Source organism: Bradyrhizobium sp. 154, assembly GCF_023073875.1.
GTDB lineage: Bacteria > Pseudomonadota > Alphaproteobacteria > Rhizobiales > Xanthobacteraceae > Bradyrhizobium.
In genome coordinates, this window is record NZ_JADPKG010000051.1 from 118,571 (window position 1) to 131,338 (window position 12,768).

General features: G+C 61.7%; 11 protein-coding genes and 4 pseudogenes. 5 read left to right on the forward strand and 10 right to left on the reverse strand.

Translation table 11 applies throughout. The annotated features are described in order from the left end of the window. Positions 1-216: 216 nt before the first annotated feature. Complete coding sequence (locus IVA92_RS13565; RefSeq protein WP_247278026.1) at positions 217-1,752, reverse strand: DDE-type integrase/transposase/recombinase; 1,536 nt, start codon at positions 1,750-1,752, stop codon at positions 217-219. Positions 1,753-1,972: 220 nt separating this feature from the next. Here IVA92_RS13565 and IVA92_RS36025 point away from each other — a divergent pair. From IVA92_RS36025 to istB, 3 genes and pseudogenes are all read left to right on the forward strand, one after another. Then, a pseudogene (locus IVA92_RS36025) lies at positions 1,973-2,038 on the forward strand (hypothetical protein); the annotation flags it as partial. A gap of 335 nt (positions 2,039-2,373) precedes the next feature. Continuing rightward, positions 2,374-3,198 carry an IS21 family transposase gene (gene istA / locus IVA92_RS13575; RefSeq protein ID WP_247278046.1) on the forward strand — a complete coding sequence of 275 codons (825 nt, stop codon included), beginning with the start codon at positions 2,374-2,376 and terminating at the stop codon, positions 3,196-3,198. Then, positions 3,198-4,058: an IS21-like element helper ATPase IstB gene (gene istB, locus IVA92_RS13580; RefSeq protein ID WP_276017350.1), complete on the forward strand. Its 861-nt coding sequence runs from the start codon at positions 3,198-3,200 to the stop codon at positions 4,056-4,058. The genes istA and istB overlap by 1 nt, the downstream gene beginning before the upstream one ends. Before the next feature lie 896 nt (positions 4,059-4,954). Here istB and IVA92_RS13585 read toward each other — a convergent pair. The 4 genes from IVA92_RS13585 to IVA92_RS13600 all read right to left on the reverse strand — a co-directional run bounded on the left by IVA92_RS13585 (position 4,955) and on the right by IVA92_RS13600 (position 8,793). Then, a complete protein-coding gene (locus tag IVA92_RS13585; RefSeq protein WP_247278027.1) occupies positions 4,955-6,682 on the reverse strand; it encodes a DUF3363 domain-containing protein in 1,728 nt (575 codons plus the stop codon). Between the two features lie 241 nt (positions 6,683-6,923). Continuing rightward, entirely contained in the window at positions 6,924-7,517 is a 594-nt protein-coding gene (locus IVA92_RS13590) for a lytic transglycosylase domain-containing protein (RefSeq protein ID WP_346015540.1), read from the reverse strand. A 305-nt stretch (positions 7,518-7,822) separates the two neighbouring features. Further along, on the reverse strand, positions 7,823-8,287 hold the full coding sequence (locus tag IVA92_RS13595) for a S26 family signal peptidase (protein WP_247278029.1): 465 nt from the start codon (positions 8,285-8,287) through the stop codon (positions 7,823-7,825). A gap of 41 nt (positions 8,288-8,328) precedes the next feature. After that, entirely contained in the window at positions 8,329-8,793 is a 465-nt protein-coding gene (locus IVA92_RS13600; RefSeq protein WP_247278030.1) for a DUF2840 domain-containing protein, read from the reverse strand. Positions 8,794-8,961: 168 nt separating this feature from the next. Here IVA92_RS13600 and IVA92_RS13605 point away from each other — a divergent pair, with 168 nt between their 5' ends. Further along, complete coding sequence (locus tag IVA92_RS13605; protein ID WP_247278031.1) at positions 8,962-9,801, forward strand: IS110 family transposase; 840 nt, start codon at positions 8,962-8,964, stop codon at positions 9,799-9,801. A 790-nt stretch (positions 9,802-10,591) separates the two neighbouring features. Here the strand turns inward: IVA92_RS13605 and IVA92_RS13610 are convergent. The 3 genes and pseudogenes from IVA92_RS13610 to IVA92_RS13620 all read right to left on the reverse strand — a co-directional run bounded on the left by IVA92_RS13610 (position 10,592) and on the right by IVA92_RS13620 (position 12,197). Beyond that, positions 10,592-11,494 (reverse strand): annotated as a pseudogene (locus tag IVA92_RS13610) (replication initiator protein A). Positions 11,495-11,497: 3 nt separating this feature from the next. Then, positions 11,498-11,776, reverse strand: a complete 279-nt coding sequence (locus tag IVA92_RS13615) for a helix-turn-helix domain-containing protein (protein ID WP_148742779.1) — start codon at positions 11,774-11,776, stop codon at positions 11,498-11,500. A 124-nt stretch (positions 11,777-11,900) separates the two neighbouring features. Next, positions 11,901-12,197: a DUF2285 domain-containing protein gene (locus tag IVA92_RS13620; protein WP_247278032.1), complete on the reverse strand. Its 297-nt coding sequence runs from the start codon at positions 12,195-12,197 to the stop codon at positions 11,901-11,903. A 7-nt stretch (positions 12,198-12,204) separates the two neighbouring features. Here IVA92_RS13620 and IVA92_RS13625 point away from each other — a divergent pair. After that, a pseudogene (locus tag IVA92_RS13625) lies at positions 12,205-12,381 on the forward strand (helix-turn-helix transcriptional regulator); the annotation flags it as partial. Here IVA92_RS13625 and IVA92_RS13630 read toward each other — a convergent pair. Together IVA92_RS13630 and IVA92_RS13635 are read right to left on the reverse strand one after the other, a co-directional pair. Then, the gene (locus IVA92_RS13630) at positions 12,301-12,480 is read right to left on the reverse strand and encodes a hypothetical protein (protein ID WP_247278049.1); all 180 of its coding nucleotides are present in this window, start codon (positions 12,478-12,480) and stop codon (positions 12,301-12,303) included. The pseudogene IVA92_RS13625 and the gene IVA92_RS13630 overlap by 81 nt on opposite strands. Continuing rightward, positions 12,452-12,585 (reverse strand): annotated as a pseudogene (locus IVA92_RS13635) (DUF736 family protein); the annotation flags it as partial. The pseudogene IVA92_RS13635 and the gene IVA92_RS13630, both read right to left, overlap by 29 nt. Between the last annotated feature and the right edge of the window lie 183 nt (positions 12,586-12,768).

Sequence of the window (12,768 nt, forward strand, 5' to 3'; positions counted from 1 at the left end):
GGAGCGTCCCCGGCAGGAGCTTATTTCCGATGGGTGTCGCGCGCCATGGAAAACTGCCCCCTCATATTGCCTCAGATGACAATGTTACCGAAACGCACCCTAGTGTCTCCCGAATCAGCTGCCGCGAGTCCGAGCAAGCCGCTCGCGAAGCGCGCCCTCCAGAGCGCCGTAGCGAGCGAGCGGCTTGCGGTGATTCGGCGAAAGAACCTGTCGGGATTAGATACTAAGACACGAAGGTTGAACCGATAGTGTGATTTCTGTGCTGCTGATGAGTTGTCGAGCGGCATTTGATCGCCAATTCTTCACCAATCGCTGCACCGTACGCCGCTGATGGCCGCTGAACCGACCGGGCGCATGCGCTTCGAGCCGGGAGAGAAGATCGACCGCGGACAAGTGCGGAGCCGCGGCGAGCCATCCCTCGATGATGGGAATGTAGGGATCGAGCATCGATGGCCGACGTGGCACAGGCTTGCGCCGCACATAACGGCGCCGATGAATGCCCCGCTGCTCACCCTCTTTCCAACCATCGCCGAGCTCTCGGGCAAAGGCCGCCAAGTCGCTTTGCACCGGCGCGATAGTCATCGCTGGCTTTCCAGCCCGCTGATCAACGCGCTTGCCCAGCTCATTTTGAGCGTCCCGCATCTGTGCCAGCAATACCACCGGATCAAGCATGCGGTAAATCTCCCGCAGCCTACGTTTAAATGCATCATTGAGACTCGGGTGGACCAATGCTCTTTCGTACGGCGTAGCGGGAGGAAGATAGCGTTTGATCACCTTGGCACCTTCGCGGTGCTTCTCCTTCAGCTTAAACGATGGCTGGAAGAAATTGATGTGCAGCCGTGCCGCCGCAAACAGGCGAGCTAATGAGCGAGCGGCATCAAGGCCTTCAAACCGCCCGTAGCCCACCAGGCGGCGAACGATAGCTCCGTTCTTTTGTTCAACGAATGCCTGATCGTTCTTCTTGTAGGCCCTGGAACGAGTGACTTCAACGTCGTGAGAGCGGCACCACGACACGACCGTGTCGTTCATGAAGGCGCTGTCGTTGTCAAAATCGAGCCCGCGAACGGGCCAGGGAAATAGGTTCTGCGCGCGCTCGAGAGCCTTGACCACAAGAGCTGCTTCACGCACGACGAGCGGAAAGCATTCGGTCCACCCCGTTGCGATATCCACCATTGTTAGCGTCTGAATGAACGCGCCGGATACGGACATGCCGCCGTGCGCAACCAGATCCGCTTCGCAGTACCCCGGCGGAGGTGATCCCCAGTCATTGAATGTGCGCACCGGGACCTGCCGCCGTACGGCACTGGAAAAGCCCGCCCGCCGTCGGCGTCCTCCGGCTGCTGCGATTTTTACGTCGCTCAGCAGGCGGTCGATCGTCGCCGCGCTCACCTTCAAAACCAGCGACCGCTCATCGGCAGAAAGCTTCAATCTGCCGTGCCGTTCAAGCGCCGGGAGCAAGAACGGGATCATTGCCACGAGCCGCTTACTGCAGAGCCGGTCAGAGGCGTCCCATAGCACAATCAGTGCAACGCGAATGGAAACACCGTAGGTCCGGCCTCGCCGCCGCGGCACGGCCGATCCCGATGCCCCGTCCACTGACAGTGCTCGGATCGCGTGCTTGCGATGCCATCCCGTGACGGCGCAAAGCTCGTCTAGGATCCGTCCCTTCTCGAGCCGCCCGCCCGCCCGATAACGCTCGGCCAGCGCTGATGTGATCTCGCGCTTTGCGCGCATGCTGATCTTCCCTGCCATAGCCGCCACCGAACTGATTCGGCAGCTCCGCCCCAGGCGCGACAGGGAAGTTGTCCGGTAACATTTTTAGTGAGGCAATGCGCCCCTCAGCGTCACGAGGAATTGCCCCCTCCTCGGATAGCTGGGGAGAGAGTGAATGAAGCAGGAACGAATCACTGAAGGCTCGTCGTGGATTGATCCACGGGGGCAGGTGATGAAGACGCCGGATGACGTGGCGGAGATGTTGCGCCTGAGGGCGTGCGGGTGGGGTCTGAAGCGGATTGCGCGACAGCTGGGCTGCAGCCATCACACGGTGAAGGGCTACGTGGTGGCGGGCGGGGTGAAGGCGTTCAAGTCGCCTGAGCGGCCGAAGCGTCTCGACGGCCTTGAGGGTTGGCTGCGCGAGAGGCTCGTTCGGCATCGCGGCAATGCCGACGTGGTGCGCCAGGACCTGTTGGCCGAGAAAGGCGTGACAGTCAGCCGGCGGACGCTGCAACGCGCCGTGCAGCCCTATCGTCAGGCGCTGAAGGCGGAGGCTCTGGCGACGACGCGGTTTGAGACGCCGCCGGGCCGACAGCTGCAGATCGACTTTGGGGAGCGCTGGTCGAGATCGGAGGAGCGAAAGGCAAGGCATTCGTGTTCGTGGCAACGCTCGGCCACTCGCGACGGCTTCATGTGCGTGCGTTCCGGGCCGAGAGACAGGAGCATTGGTTTGCCGGGCTCGAGAGCACATTCACGACCCTCGGCGGTGTGCCCGAGGAAGTGCTGATGGACAATCCACGGGCGCTTGTGGTGCGCCACGACGCGGTGAGCCGATCGGTTCAGTTCAATGACAAGCTGATCGCCTTCGCAAAACATTGGGGCTTCCGTCCTCGCGCCTGCGCACCATATCGGGCGCGCACGAAAGGCAAGACCGAGAACGGCGTCGGCTACGTGAAGAAGAACGCAATCGCCGGTCATTCCTTCCCAAGCTGGGAAGCATTCGAGGCGCATCTCGACAGGTGGGAGCGTGAGGTTGCAAACGTTCGTATCCATGGCACGACCGGAGAGGCGCCGATCATCCGCTTCGCGCGCGACGAGATACATCGGTTGAAGCCGCTCGGCGGGCAGCCTTCGTTCGGATCCTTGCGTGAACTGACCCGCGTCGTCGGCAATGATTGCGCCGTCGAGATCGACACGAACAGCTACTCGGTACCGTGGCGCCTGATTGGCGAGCGCGTGGCGGTAACGATCGCGGCCGGCGAAGTGCGGATCCGCCATGGATTGCACCAGGTAGCAGTGCACAAGCTATCGGAGGGTCGCCGGCTGCGGATCATCGACTTTGCCCATCTCGATGGTGTTGCTGGTCGCAACGGCGCGGTCCGCCGGCCGGAGATTGCTGCGGCGACGGTACCGGGATCGTCTCCACCGCCCTCGTTGTTGCGTCCTCTTGCCGAATACGAAGCCGTGATTGGAGGGAGCTTCTGATGGCACGGGCAAAGAACGTAATTGAAGCAACAACCGATCCGCTAGACGCCATGCTGGCGCGATTGCAGCTCTCCGGCATTCGCGACCAGCTCGACAGCCTGCTCGACGAGGCGGCGCGCGCGAACCTGTCGGCGCGTGAGACGCTGATCCTGCTGTGCGAGCGCGAGATCGCGCGCAAGGATCATCGCCGCATCGAGATGGCGCTGAAGCTCGCACACTTCCCGGCCGTGAAGGAGCTTGCGGGCTTCGACTTCGAAGCGCAGCCATCGATCGACCCAAAGCAAATCCGCGACCTGGCCGCATCACGTTGGATAGCCAACGGAGAGAACGTGCTGCTGCTCGGCCCGCCAGGCGTAGGTAAGACGCACTTGTCGATCGCTCTCGGGCGAGAGGCGATCCTGGCCGGATACACCGTGCAGTTCACCACTGCGACGACGCTGGTCGCAGGCCTTGCCAAGGCGCACGGCGAGCGACGCCTGGACGAGAAACTGCTCGCGCTGTCGAAGCCAAAGCTGCTCATCGTCGACGAACTCGGCTACTTGCCGCTTGAACCTGACGCGGCGCATCTGTTCTTCCAACTGGTCAGCCGGCGCTACGAAACCGGCGCCATGCTGATCACGTCGAACCGCAGCGTTGCCGAATGGGGCACAGTGTTCGCCGATCCCGTGGTCGCCACCGCGATCCTCGACCGGCTCCTGCACCACAGCCACGTGCTGACGATCCGAGGCGACAGCTATCGGCTCCGCGCCAAGCGCAAGAGCGGCCTCATCAAGACGCTGACCGCCGGTGACGGCCCTCCGGTCGGCTCCGCCTCCCTCCGGCCCGCCACCGGCGGAAACAACCTTCAACCGAGATCATAATCGCGATGGTGGGGGCAGTTCTTCATGACGCAAAGGGGGCAGTTCCGGATGGCGTTTGACAATGGGACGACACTGCCGGGCCGACGGTCATCTAGATACTCCCGCACATCGTGTCGAGCGAGTCCCCTCCAGCCGGTCGCCTGTTGATGCCCTTGGTCAGCCAGATGCTTGGATGTTGTACGTCAGCTGTTGCGGTCTCTCTGGAAACTGGGACAGGCGAACTGGCGTTCGCCAAATCTTCATTGCGCGATTCGGGTTGCACTTCGGCTATCCGCTATCAAAGCCGGCTTGCCGGCCCGGAGCTGTCCGATTGCTCGCGGGCCTGCCTGCGCGGATAACCTCGCGCGAATGCCTCCAGACAAAATTCGAGCAGGTTAAATCGTTATTCGCCCGCTCGATGACACGCCCACAACTGGTCCAGCAAACTGGACTCTGCCGGTCGGAAAGTCGGTGCGCGAAGCGCCGGAGTCTTCTGCGGAGCATCTGACCATCAGCATCCGAGACCAGCACGCACGGAAGTATCGTCACCGCCATCACGCCACAGCCAGACACCTTCCGATCACTTGAAGATCGAAGGTCCCATGCCGTTTCCGCTACAGGGGATGGCCATCTAGATTCGAAGGGTTCTGCTGTCCGATTTAGCCGTTGAGAGTCTCAGCGACCTAAAGGTGAACGGCGCATTTTTCCACACAGCTGCGTCCAGTCGATGATCGAGCGCCACCAAGGTCGAGGGAACCCGGAGGCGATGAAGAGATCGTTTCAGAACGGTGGACCCTCCATTCGCTATTCGCTGCTCACTATCGCTCCTCTCCCATTTTCCGCCTCGACCTGTCGCGCGAGGCAACCAAGTCTTCCCTGCCGTGCAATTCGGCGTAGTGCAGCGCCATCGCCTCAGGTCAGAGCGATAGGCCGCGCTTGCGCCCGAAGTCCCAGTCCACGCTGCCTGGACCGGCGATGCCGCTGACCTGCTTTCCCAACTCCCGCTCGAGCGAAGGCGACCAGGGCACAAGCTGAAAGCCGAGGCCGTTGTCGATCATCCCGAAGCGCCCGGAGGCCAGTGAGAGGCGTCGACGATAAACCCCCGAAATCTGCTCACCTACATCAGATGACAGGTGCGGAAGCCCCGTTTCCTCCATGAGCCGTCGTGTGACGACATCGAGTTCGCGGTCGCGGAGGGTTTCGATCAGGTTGCGGCTTAGCCGGACCTTGTTGCCATCGCGCTGGGCGAGCCCTTGGTCGGCCAAAACGTCGATGCGCCGTTCAAGTGCTGCACGAACCTCCGCGCCAAACGCATTGCGCGAGAGCTCGGCAGGATCTCGCGCAACGAGCTGCCGGTCTAGCCACGTTGCTCCATCCGCCGCGACCTGGTGGTCCAGAACGAGCTCCGAGCGAACCGCGAGCGCAATCCGTGTTCGACCACGAACGTCCGCAAACCGGCGCAGTTCCACAATCCCGCCGATCGGCCCATCGCCGGCCGCCTCGACGTCAGGAAGCTTCACGTGATGCACGCGCCCGTCAATCCCATCGACAATGGCAAAGGCTGTGCCCTTCAGCTCGTCATCAAGCCCGCGCGCGATGAGACGGCCAACGATCGGTTCGCCATGAGTTTCGCCCTCCAGTGCCCAGGATGCGGGGGTGCGGCTGGCGCCGTCCCGCGTGAGGGTTTTGTGCAGCCGCTTGATGATGTCACCGCGCTCACCCAGCTCTCGCAACCTCGCCTCCGCATCGGCGGCCAGAACCCAGACCGCGGGGCCAGCAGGTTCCGCCAAGCCGAGCCGCTCGAGCGTCCGCATCCGCCCGATCCGAATTTCCCGCAATGGATCGCGCCCGGCATCCCGCTCGAACCTAAAATCGATAACGCCGTCCGCCGTCCCCGCTTCCCGGGCAAGCGTCCGATCGAGCCTGGTCCAGCGTTCGGCTGTCGTGTCCGCCTCAAGGCTCTGGCGGATCTCGAGCTCCGAACGAGGGCCGAGTTCGCGCGTGACAAGGTCGCTGGCGCGGGCGCGCAAGCCCATAGCGATATAATCGCGACTGATGACGAGGTCGGCACCGTCATTGGTACGGCCCCGCACGAGGATGTGAATGTGCGGATGCTCGGTATTCCAATGGTCGACCGCGACCCAGTCAAGCCGTGCGCCAAGGTCGCGCGAGGCTTGGTCCATCAGCTCCCGAGTGAAGCTACGCAGGCTGGCAAGTTCACCAGCATCATCAGGCGAGACGATGAACCTAAAATGATGGCGGTCACCCTCGCAACGCGTGACGAACGCGCGACCGTCCGCATCATCCCCCGCAGCGTCGAATAGTTTGCCCGGAGCGCCGTCGCGAGTGACTCCGTCGCGCTGCAGGTAACCGATATGGCCGCGCAACGCGCCCGGCGAACGCATCCGCCGTACCACCCGCGCCTTGACGATAGCGCCGCGGCCGCGGGCGTTGAGGAGCCGTGCCGCAGCGATGCTCGCGGCGCGGCCGCGTCCAAACTTACGGCCGTGGCCATCCTTACCTCGCGAGAGGCCGCCGGCCTTCTGAGCGGCTGTGAGTACCTGCGCCAGAAACAGCTTTGTCCGGGGCGCGCGCGTGGAACGGATACGGCCGGGACGGATCCGAAGATCATCGTCGCGCGTCATTCCGGCCGCCGCAAGGCATCGAAAACCGTGTAAGAACAGCGCCTTGGGGAAAGCTGAACTTTTCTCCGAGTCGCCGCAATGTTTAGTTGATCATTGAAATCGATACGCTTTCTCGCACAACCGACCGGCCGCACCTTGCGGCTTTTATCCTGCCGTCGGCGGTCGGCTCCCCCCTGCTTCCTCCCGGCCATTCTCAAACATGTGAGAACCTTCGAGGCCATGCGACCAAATCCGATTGCTATCACGGAGACTGCACCTTGATTGATCGATGCCAAAACAGCCCCGTCGCGCGAGGTACAAGTGCACGGGCAACGGCTTTAGGCGCAGCCTTCGACGAATTCATTGTGCGCACTCCTGATGCAAAGTTGTCGGCAGCGGACGAGCTGCCGCATCGCTCAACAAAAACTGGAGCTTGCTGCCACAGGACGACGTGTCTGGCGGCCGAACCACGGCTGTTGCGTTGCTCAACTCCGATCAATGCTGCGAGTCTGGTCACATATGTTTGCGTTTCTTCTGGAAGCGATCGACCTGTCGTCAAATGCTCGTCATACCGCTTCGGTCCCGCATTGTAGGCTGCAAGAAACCCTCCCGATCCGAACCGGTCGAGCATCTCGCGAATGTACGCTGCCCCAGCTATAATATTGTCGTGCGGATCAAACGGATCGATACCGAGATCATGACGAGCGCTCAGTTCGACCCAGGTCGCGGGCATGATTTGCATCAGCCCGAGCGCTCCTCGAGGCGATATGGCGTGCGCATTACCGCCACTTTCGACCTGCATCACGGCATCGATCCAACGCTCCGGGATCGCGAACCGGTGGGAGGCTTCGGTCACGAACGCGGCGTATGCAATGCTACGAGGCAGGGTTATGGAGTGCGCAGCTGGTGCCCGCGATGCGACCTCCGCTCTGGCGCTCGAGGCCGGTCCGAACGTCAGCAGAATTCCCAAAAAGCAAGCAGTGGCCCCACATCGCATTGTGCGGACTGCCGCCAAGTATAAAGTTTCTCCCAGCCGGCCTTGAGGCCGCCTGATCCTGGGGCAATGCGCGCCGATTCTCAAGAAGCTGGCCGAGACGGAGGAACGATGTTGCGAACGGCCGTATGGAGAAATGACAAGCCAACAGGGGAGAGCCGGCATTGTCACTTCTCTCTGGTCCACACCGGGAGCGCTCGCCCAATGACGGCCGATCTCGGCAGAGGTCCGAAATATCGGCCGTCTAGCGAGTCCGCCGACTGCCAGTTCATGAGAAACACTTCGTCCTCAGCAATGACCCAGCAGCCCTGCCAGACCGGCAACGGCCGGCCGCGACGATCGCGCTCGCTTGCCTCACCCATTTGTATGCTGTCGACGATGATTGCGAGGCCCGTTCTGCAGACGGTTTGGCCGGGCAGCGCCAGCACACGCTTGAGCATTGGAAGGCCGCTTGGCAAATAGCCGTTGAGATCGAGAAAAGTCGCGAGCGGGTCTGGAGTTCGAACCGCCACGAGCTCAGTAACGTACAATGGTCCGGCCTCTTGCAGGCGATAGACTCCGATCGGCACGCTGTCCGAGGCATTCCAGATGTACAATGGTGAGGTGTTGTTGACTGGCCAGAGCGCGAGCATTGTGGCCCCACACATCGCAAGAATGTTCCCCAACCGTCCCATCAGAGTGCCAACCTGCGCCGATGGAGCCACGCTTGGTGGCGTGCACGGGTATAAGCTCGTGGCTTTTCGTTGACAGAAAGACGGTTGTGGGCGTGATGCCAATACTCCGGGGCTGCATCGGCAGGATCGATGCCCAGTGACTCTACGGAGTCGATCAACTGGAGAACGCGTTCGACCTTTGGCCAACCAGCTAATCGCAGCAGGCTTTCGCCGCCGGGGCTGACCCAAGGCACGGTTGAGTATCGCTGGCCTGGCGCGACGGCGCGTAAAATGTCGATCCGAGACAGGATGGTTCCGAAGTCGTTGGACGTCCAGCGCACGAACGCGAAGATGCTGCCGGGCAAAAACGAGAGAATGCGCCGGTGATGATCAACGATCTTCTCTGATGCAGGTTTACCGAACCGGATTCGATTTTCGATGCGCTTCTCGAGCCACAAGAGCTCAACAGTTGTGAGGTCGCTCACCTGACTGCTCCATATTGTTGAGAGGGATTTGGACGTGCCGAGAATGGCTATCACCGACGCATCGTGCGAGGAGCCTTTGCGTCGGTAGGACGGCTGTAATGACGCTTCGATGGATCGGTTGCTTCGCGCCAATCCGGGAACGGAACGGGCGGCGCGTTCCGGCGGAGAATGGTAGAGACGAACGACGGAATTTATGCAGGGCTCGACGTGTCGCTCCAGGCAACGAATGTTTGCGTGGTGGACGGCGACGGCAACGTCGTCCAGGAAGCGACACTCAAGACCGATCCGGACGCGATCGAGCTGTTCTTGGTGGAATGCGGAATCCACGGCCTGGAAGCGTTCTCGTACAGGGCCTGGCTGTTCACGGCGCTTTCCGAAAAGGGCCTCGCCGTGATCTGCATCGAGAGCCGGCACGCCAAGGCGGCGCTGAACGCGATGCTGAACAAGACCCGCCGCAACGCCAAAGGCATTGCGCAGATGATGCGGACCGGTTGGTTCCGTACGGTTCATGTCAAGTCGGAGAGCGCACAGCCGCAGCGCGCGCTGCTGGTCGGGCGCAAGGCGAGGCGCGGCGAGACGCTGGGCATGGAGAACATGATCCACGGCCTGTTGCGCCCGATCGGCCTCAAGGTCGGCGAGATCTCGGTCGGCCGTTTTGACGCGCGGGTGCGCGAGATCATGGCCGGAAAGAGAGAATTGGAAGCGATGGTCGCACCGCTGTTCGACGCCCGCAACGCCATGCGGCTGCAGCTGGCAAAACTGCACCGCCTGGCGCTGGCGGCTGCGCCCAGCGACAGCGCGGTGCGCCGGATGATGACGGCGCCCGGAGTCGGCGCGCTCGTGGCGCCGACGTTTCGCGCCACCGTCGATGATCCGGCGCGATTCAAGAAGTCGTCCAATGTTGCCGCCCATTTCGGACTGACGCCGCGGCGCTATCGATCCGGCCAGACCGACCGGATCGGCAGCATCTTCACATGCGGAGATGAGCTGACGCGAGCGATCCCGTAGGAGGCGGCGATCGCGATCCTCACGCGCATTCCGAAGAGTTTTAAGCTGCGGCTGTGGGGCCTGCGGCTGGCCAAGAAGAAGGGGCTGAAGCGCGTGGCGACCGCGGTGGCGCGCACGCTCGCCGTGCTGCTGCACAAGATCTGGATCGATGGCACGACCTTCCGGTTTGGCGCGGGCGTGAAGCGCGGCCGGCTCCCTGCGGTGGCCTGAGGGCCTCCGCGACCCGGCCGTTTCCACGAGCGGCTTCTTCCGCCGCGGCGGAGCGGCGTCTCCCAACCAGACGGGGATTTGGGTGAGATCGCTACTTTTGCTGCCAGCGGCTTCATGCACACTTTTGAAGCCATCAAGCAGGGCGCTGGCTAGCCTGACCGCCCATTCTCCAGATTCAGGCATGTGGTAGCGGCCGTGCCAACCACGAACCTTAGCGAGTTCTCCTCGACGAGCGAGTAACGGAAACGAACGAGCGTAACGCGGTGGTGACAACGATGCTGCTGATCGCGTGATTTTGCGCGCGATCGCGTCCGCGCGCGTGCGCTCGTGACAAGAATCGCATTGCGGAGAGGCTTTGCGCGTGACAAAGTAAGCGCATGAGGCATCCTCGTTGCACGCGCGGCCGACTTGTTCACAACGTACTGATTCACAACAAGAAGTTAGTGTCAGTATATTAGTAAAGTTAAGAGAGCTGGGAAGATTGCCGTCGCAGTGTTTTAGGTGCGATTTCGTCCCCGGTAGCACGCGGATCGGGTCCCCGATGGCACGAGTCTTCCAGTCCCTGATAACACGAGCGAATTCACAGCTTATCCCCTGCAGGGCTGATGAGGCCAAGCTTTCGCAATGGCCGCGTAGGCGGGTCGATCTGGACGGTGCGAAATTCAATCGTTCTTCGCCATTCAGGTCGTGTGTGATAGCCAGCCGATAGCTCGGCAAGGTCTGATGATGCACGATTTGGCGCCGGTCGTTGGCGAAGTGCTTCAGCGGCGCGAGGCTCCCGGACTTGGCATGCAAGTGCATGAGCCCGAAGCTCCAACCGCTATGCTGATGACCCCCGTGCTTGCGGATGAGGCGATAGAGCCAACGTTCCAGTCCACCGGTCAGATCGAAATACGCGCGATCAATGGTCAGCACGAGCGATTCGTTTAGAACGCCCGTGTAGAACCAATCGGGTAAGATCAACTCAATCGCACGGGCATGCCTGTGCACATCGCTTGTGTGTTTCCATTCGTTTCTCCAGGAGAAGAGATGCCGCGACCGTTCTGTCGGTTGTCGGATTGAGGTCATGACGCTGGTTGATTGCAATCGGTCGAGCGCAGCCTTGAGGCGGTCGTAGTCGCGTACGCTGGTGCCGCGGCCGACGAAGGTCAGGATGTCATAGGGGGTGGTGAACATCAGGCGCGAGGTTTTCAACCCGGCATCACGAGCATCGACAATCTGTGAGGCAGCCCAAATCAGAACGTCCGCGCCCCAGATCGTGCTCCAGGCCATGTTCCGGCACCGCTTCGACACGGATGGTGATGGTGCCCGAGCGGAAGTCGATCGGGACGATCCGCTTCGACTTTGCTAGCGAAAAGAACGGATACGCCATCAAGTCTTGCGCGTCTCGTGCAGCGAGATTGCCAGGACGCGCGCGAAACAGATCGAGTTGGTCGCGCTCTGACCGCCGCCTCCCGCCTGCAGTTGAGTTGCTGTCGGGCATAGGTCAGCGCCGCTCCTTGCCCGCATACGGAATCGGCGTGTGCCGTTTCGCGGGCAGGACTGTGCCTGCGCCAGGATCGCTGGTGGACGTTTTGGCGCCGCGGTCAACCCACGCCGTCAGGTCTTCGAGCGCATACACAACGCGGCCGCCCAGCTTCCGGTACGTCGGGCCTGTGCCATAGGTGCGGTGCTTTTCGAGGGTGCGACCGGACAGTCCGAGAAAGCGCGCCGCCTCGGGCGTGCGCAGGTATCGCGGCGGCAAGCCGGCGTTCGGATCGGGCATTTGCGAGGCTCCGTGGTCGTCTGGAGCGCGACCGGGTTCGGTCGCGCGTCGACGGTCACCATGACGGAGTAGGAGTGCTCAGGGGGATGCCGAAGATGGACCGATGGTTTTCGGCACCCCTGCTCTACTCCCTGCGAGATGGGGGATGCAGTAATGCGCGATAGCCGCCGCGCATCAGAGCCAAGCCGGCTTGCACCAGGCGGATGGTCCGGCTGCGCAGCTCATGGGTTTTCCAGCCGCGTTCAGGGATGCATTTTCGGCCGAACAGCACTTCGGCGATGACGCGATAAGAAGCGCCAAGTGCCCATCGAGTGCGCACAGCGAAGGCCAATCGTTCGCGTCGCTGCGCCGAAAGCTGATAAAATGGGGGTCCTGGGGCGCGGCCGGTGATAGCGCGCCACAACCGACGTGAAGCGTGCACGCGGATCTCCGAGGCGTCCGGCTTTACTCAGCAATACATCAGCGATTTAGAGCGTGGCCGGCGCAATCCCACGATAGTGACGCTGTTCGAACTCGCGAGCACATTAAGCCTTAGCCACGTCGATCTCGTGTTGCCTGATGAGGAATTCTGCAAAGAGCGAACCAAGACGCCGAAGCAAAAATGAAAGGACTTCGGCCAGACGCTTGTTTCGGTTGCTCGGCAGTTGCTGCATGACTTGAACACGAAGCTCCGCCCAGGGTGTAGCCTTCGCCGCCTTCGTCATCGAACAGGTTCGCGTATATCGGCGCGTCGAGGAGGATGGTCAAGCTCGTGTGAGAGGTATTCGCGCGCTTCCTTCGGAGCGCGTTGACCACACTGCGCCTATCTCGCGACTATACTGCGCACCAAATAGCAAGCTTATGAGCCGTTAACCGGCAATTCTTCTATGATGACCGGAAATTAGGGCTTCAAGACCATGGTCACAATAGGCTGCCTAAAGGCGGGCTTTACCATTCCAACACAGCGTCCGCCCAAGGATTGATCAACGAGTGCTAAGCGCTCGGGCCGGCGC

Excerpts from the sequence above, each read along its gene's own strand:
- IVA92_RS13565 (WP_247278026.1), bottom strand. The coding sequence starts at position 1,752 with ATGGCAGGGAAGATCAGCATGCGCGCAAAGCGCGAGATCACATCAGCG.
- istB (WP_276017350.1), top strand. The coding sequence starts at position 3,198 with ATGGCACGGGCAAAGAACGTAATTGAAGCAACAACCGATCCGCTAGAC.
- IVA92_RS13585 (WP_247278027.1), bottom strand. The coding sequence starts at position 6,682 with ATGACGCGCGACGATGATCTTCGGATCCGTCCCGGCCGTATCCGTTCC.
- IVA92_RS13595 (WP_247278029.1), bottom strand. The coding sequence starts at position 8,287 with ATGCTCGCGCTCTGGCCAGTCAACAACACCTCACCATTGTACATCTGG.
- IVA92_RS13605 (WP_247278031.1), top strand. The coding sequence starts at position 8,962 with ATGGTAGAGACGAACGACGGAATTTATGCAGGGCTCGACGTGTCGCTC.
- IVA92_RS13615 (WP_148742779.1), bottom strand. The coding sequence starts at position 11,776 with ATGCCCGATCCGAACGCCGGCTTGCCGCCGCGATACCTGCGCACGCCC.
- IVA92_RS13630 (WP_247278049.1), bottom strand. The coding sequence starts at position 12,480 with ATGACGAAGGCGGCGAAGGCTACACCCTGGGCGGAGCTTCGTGTTCAA.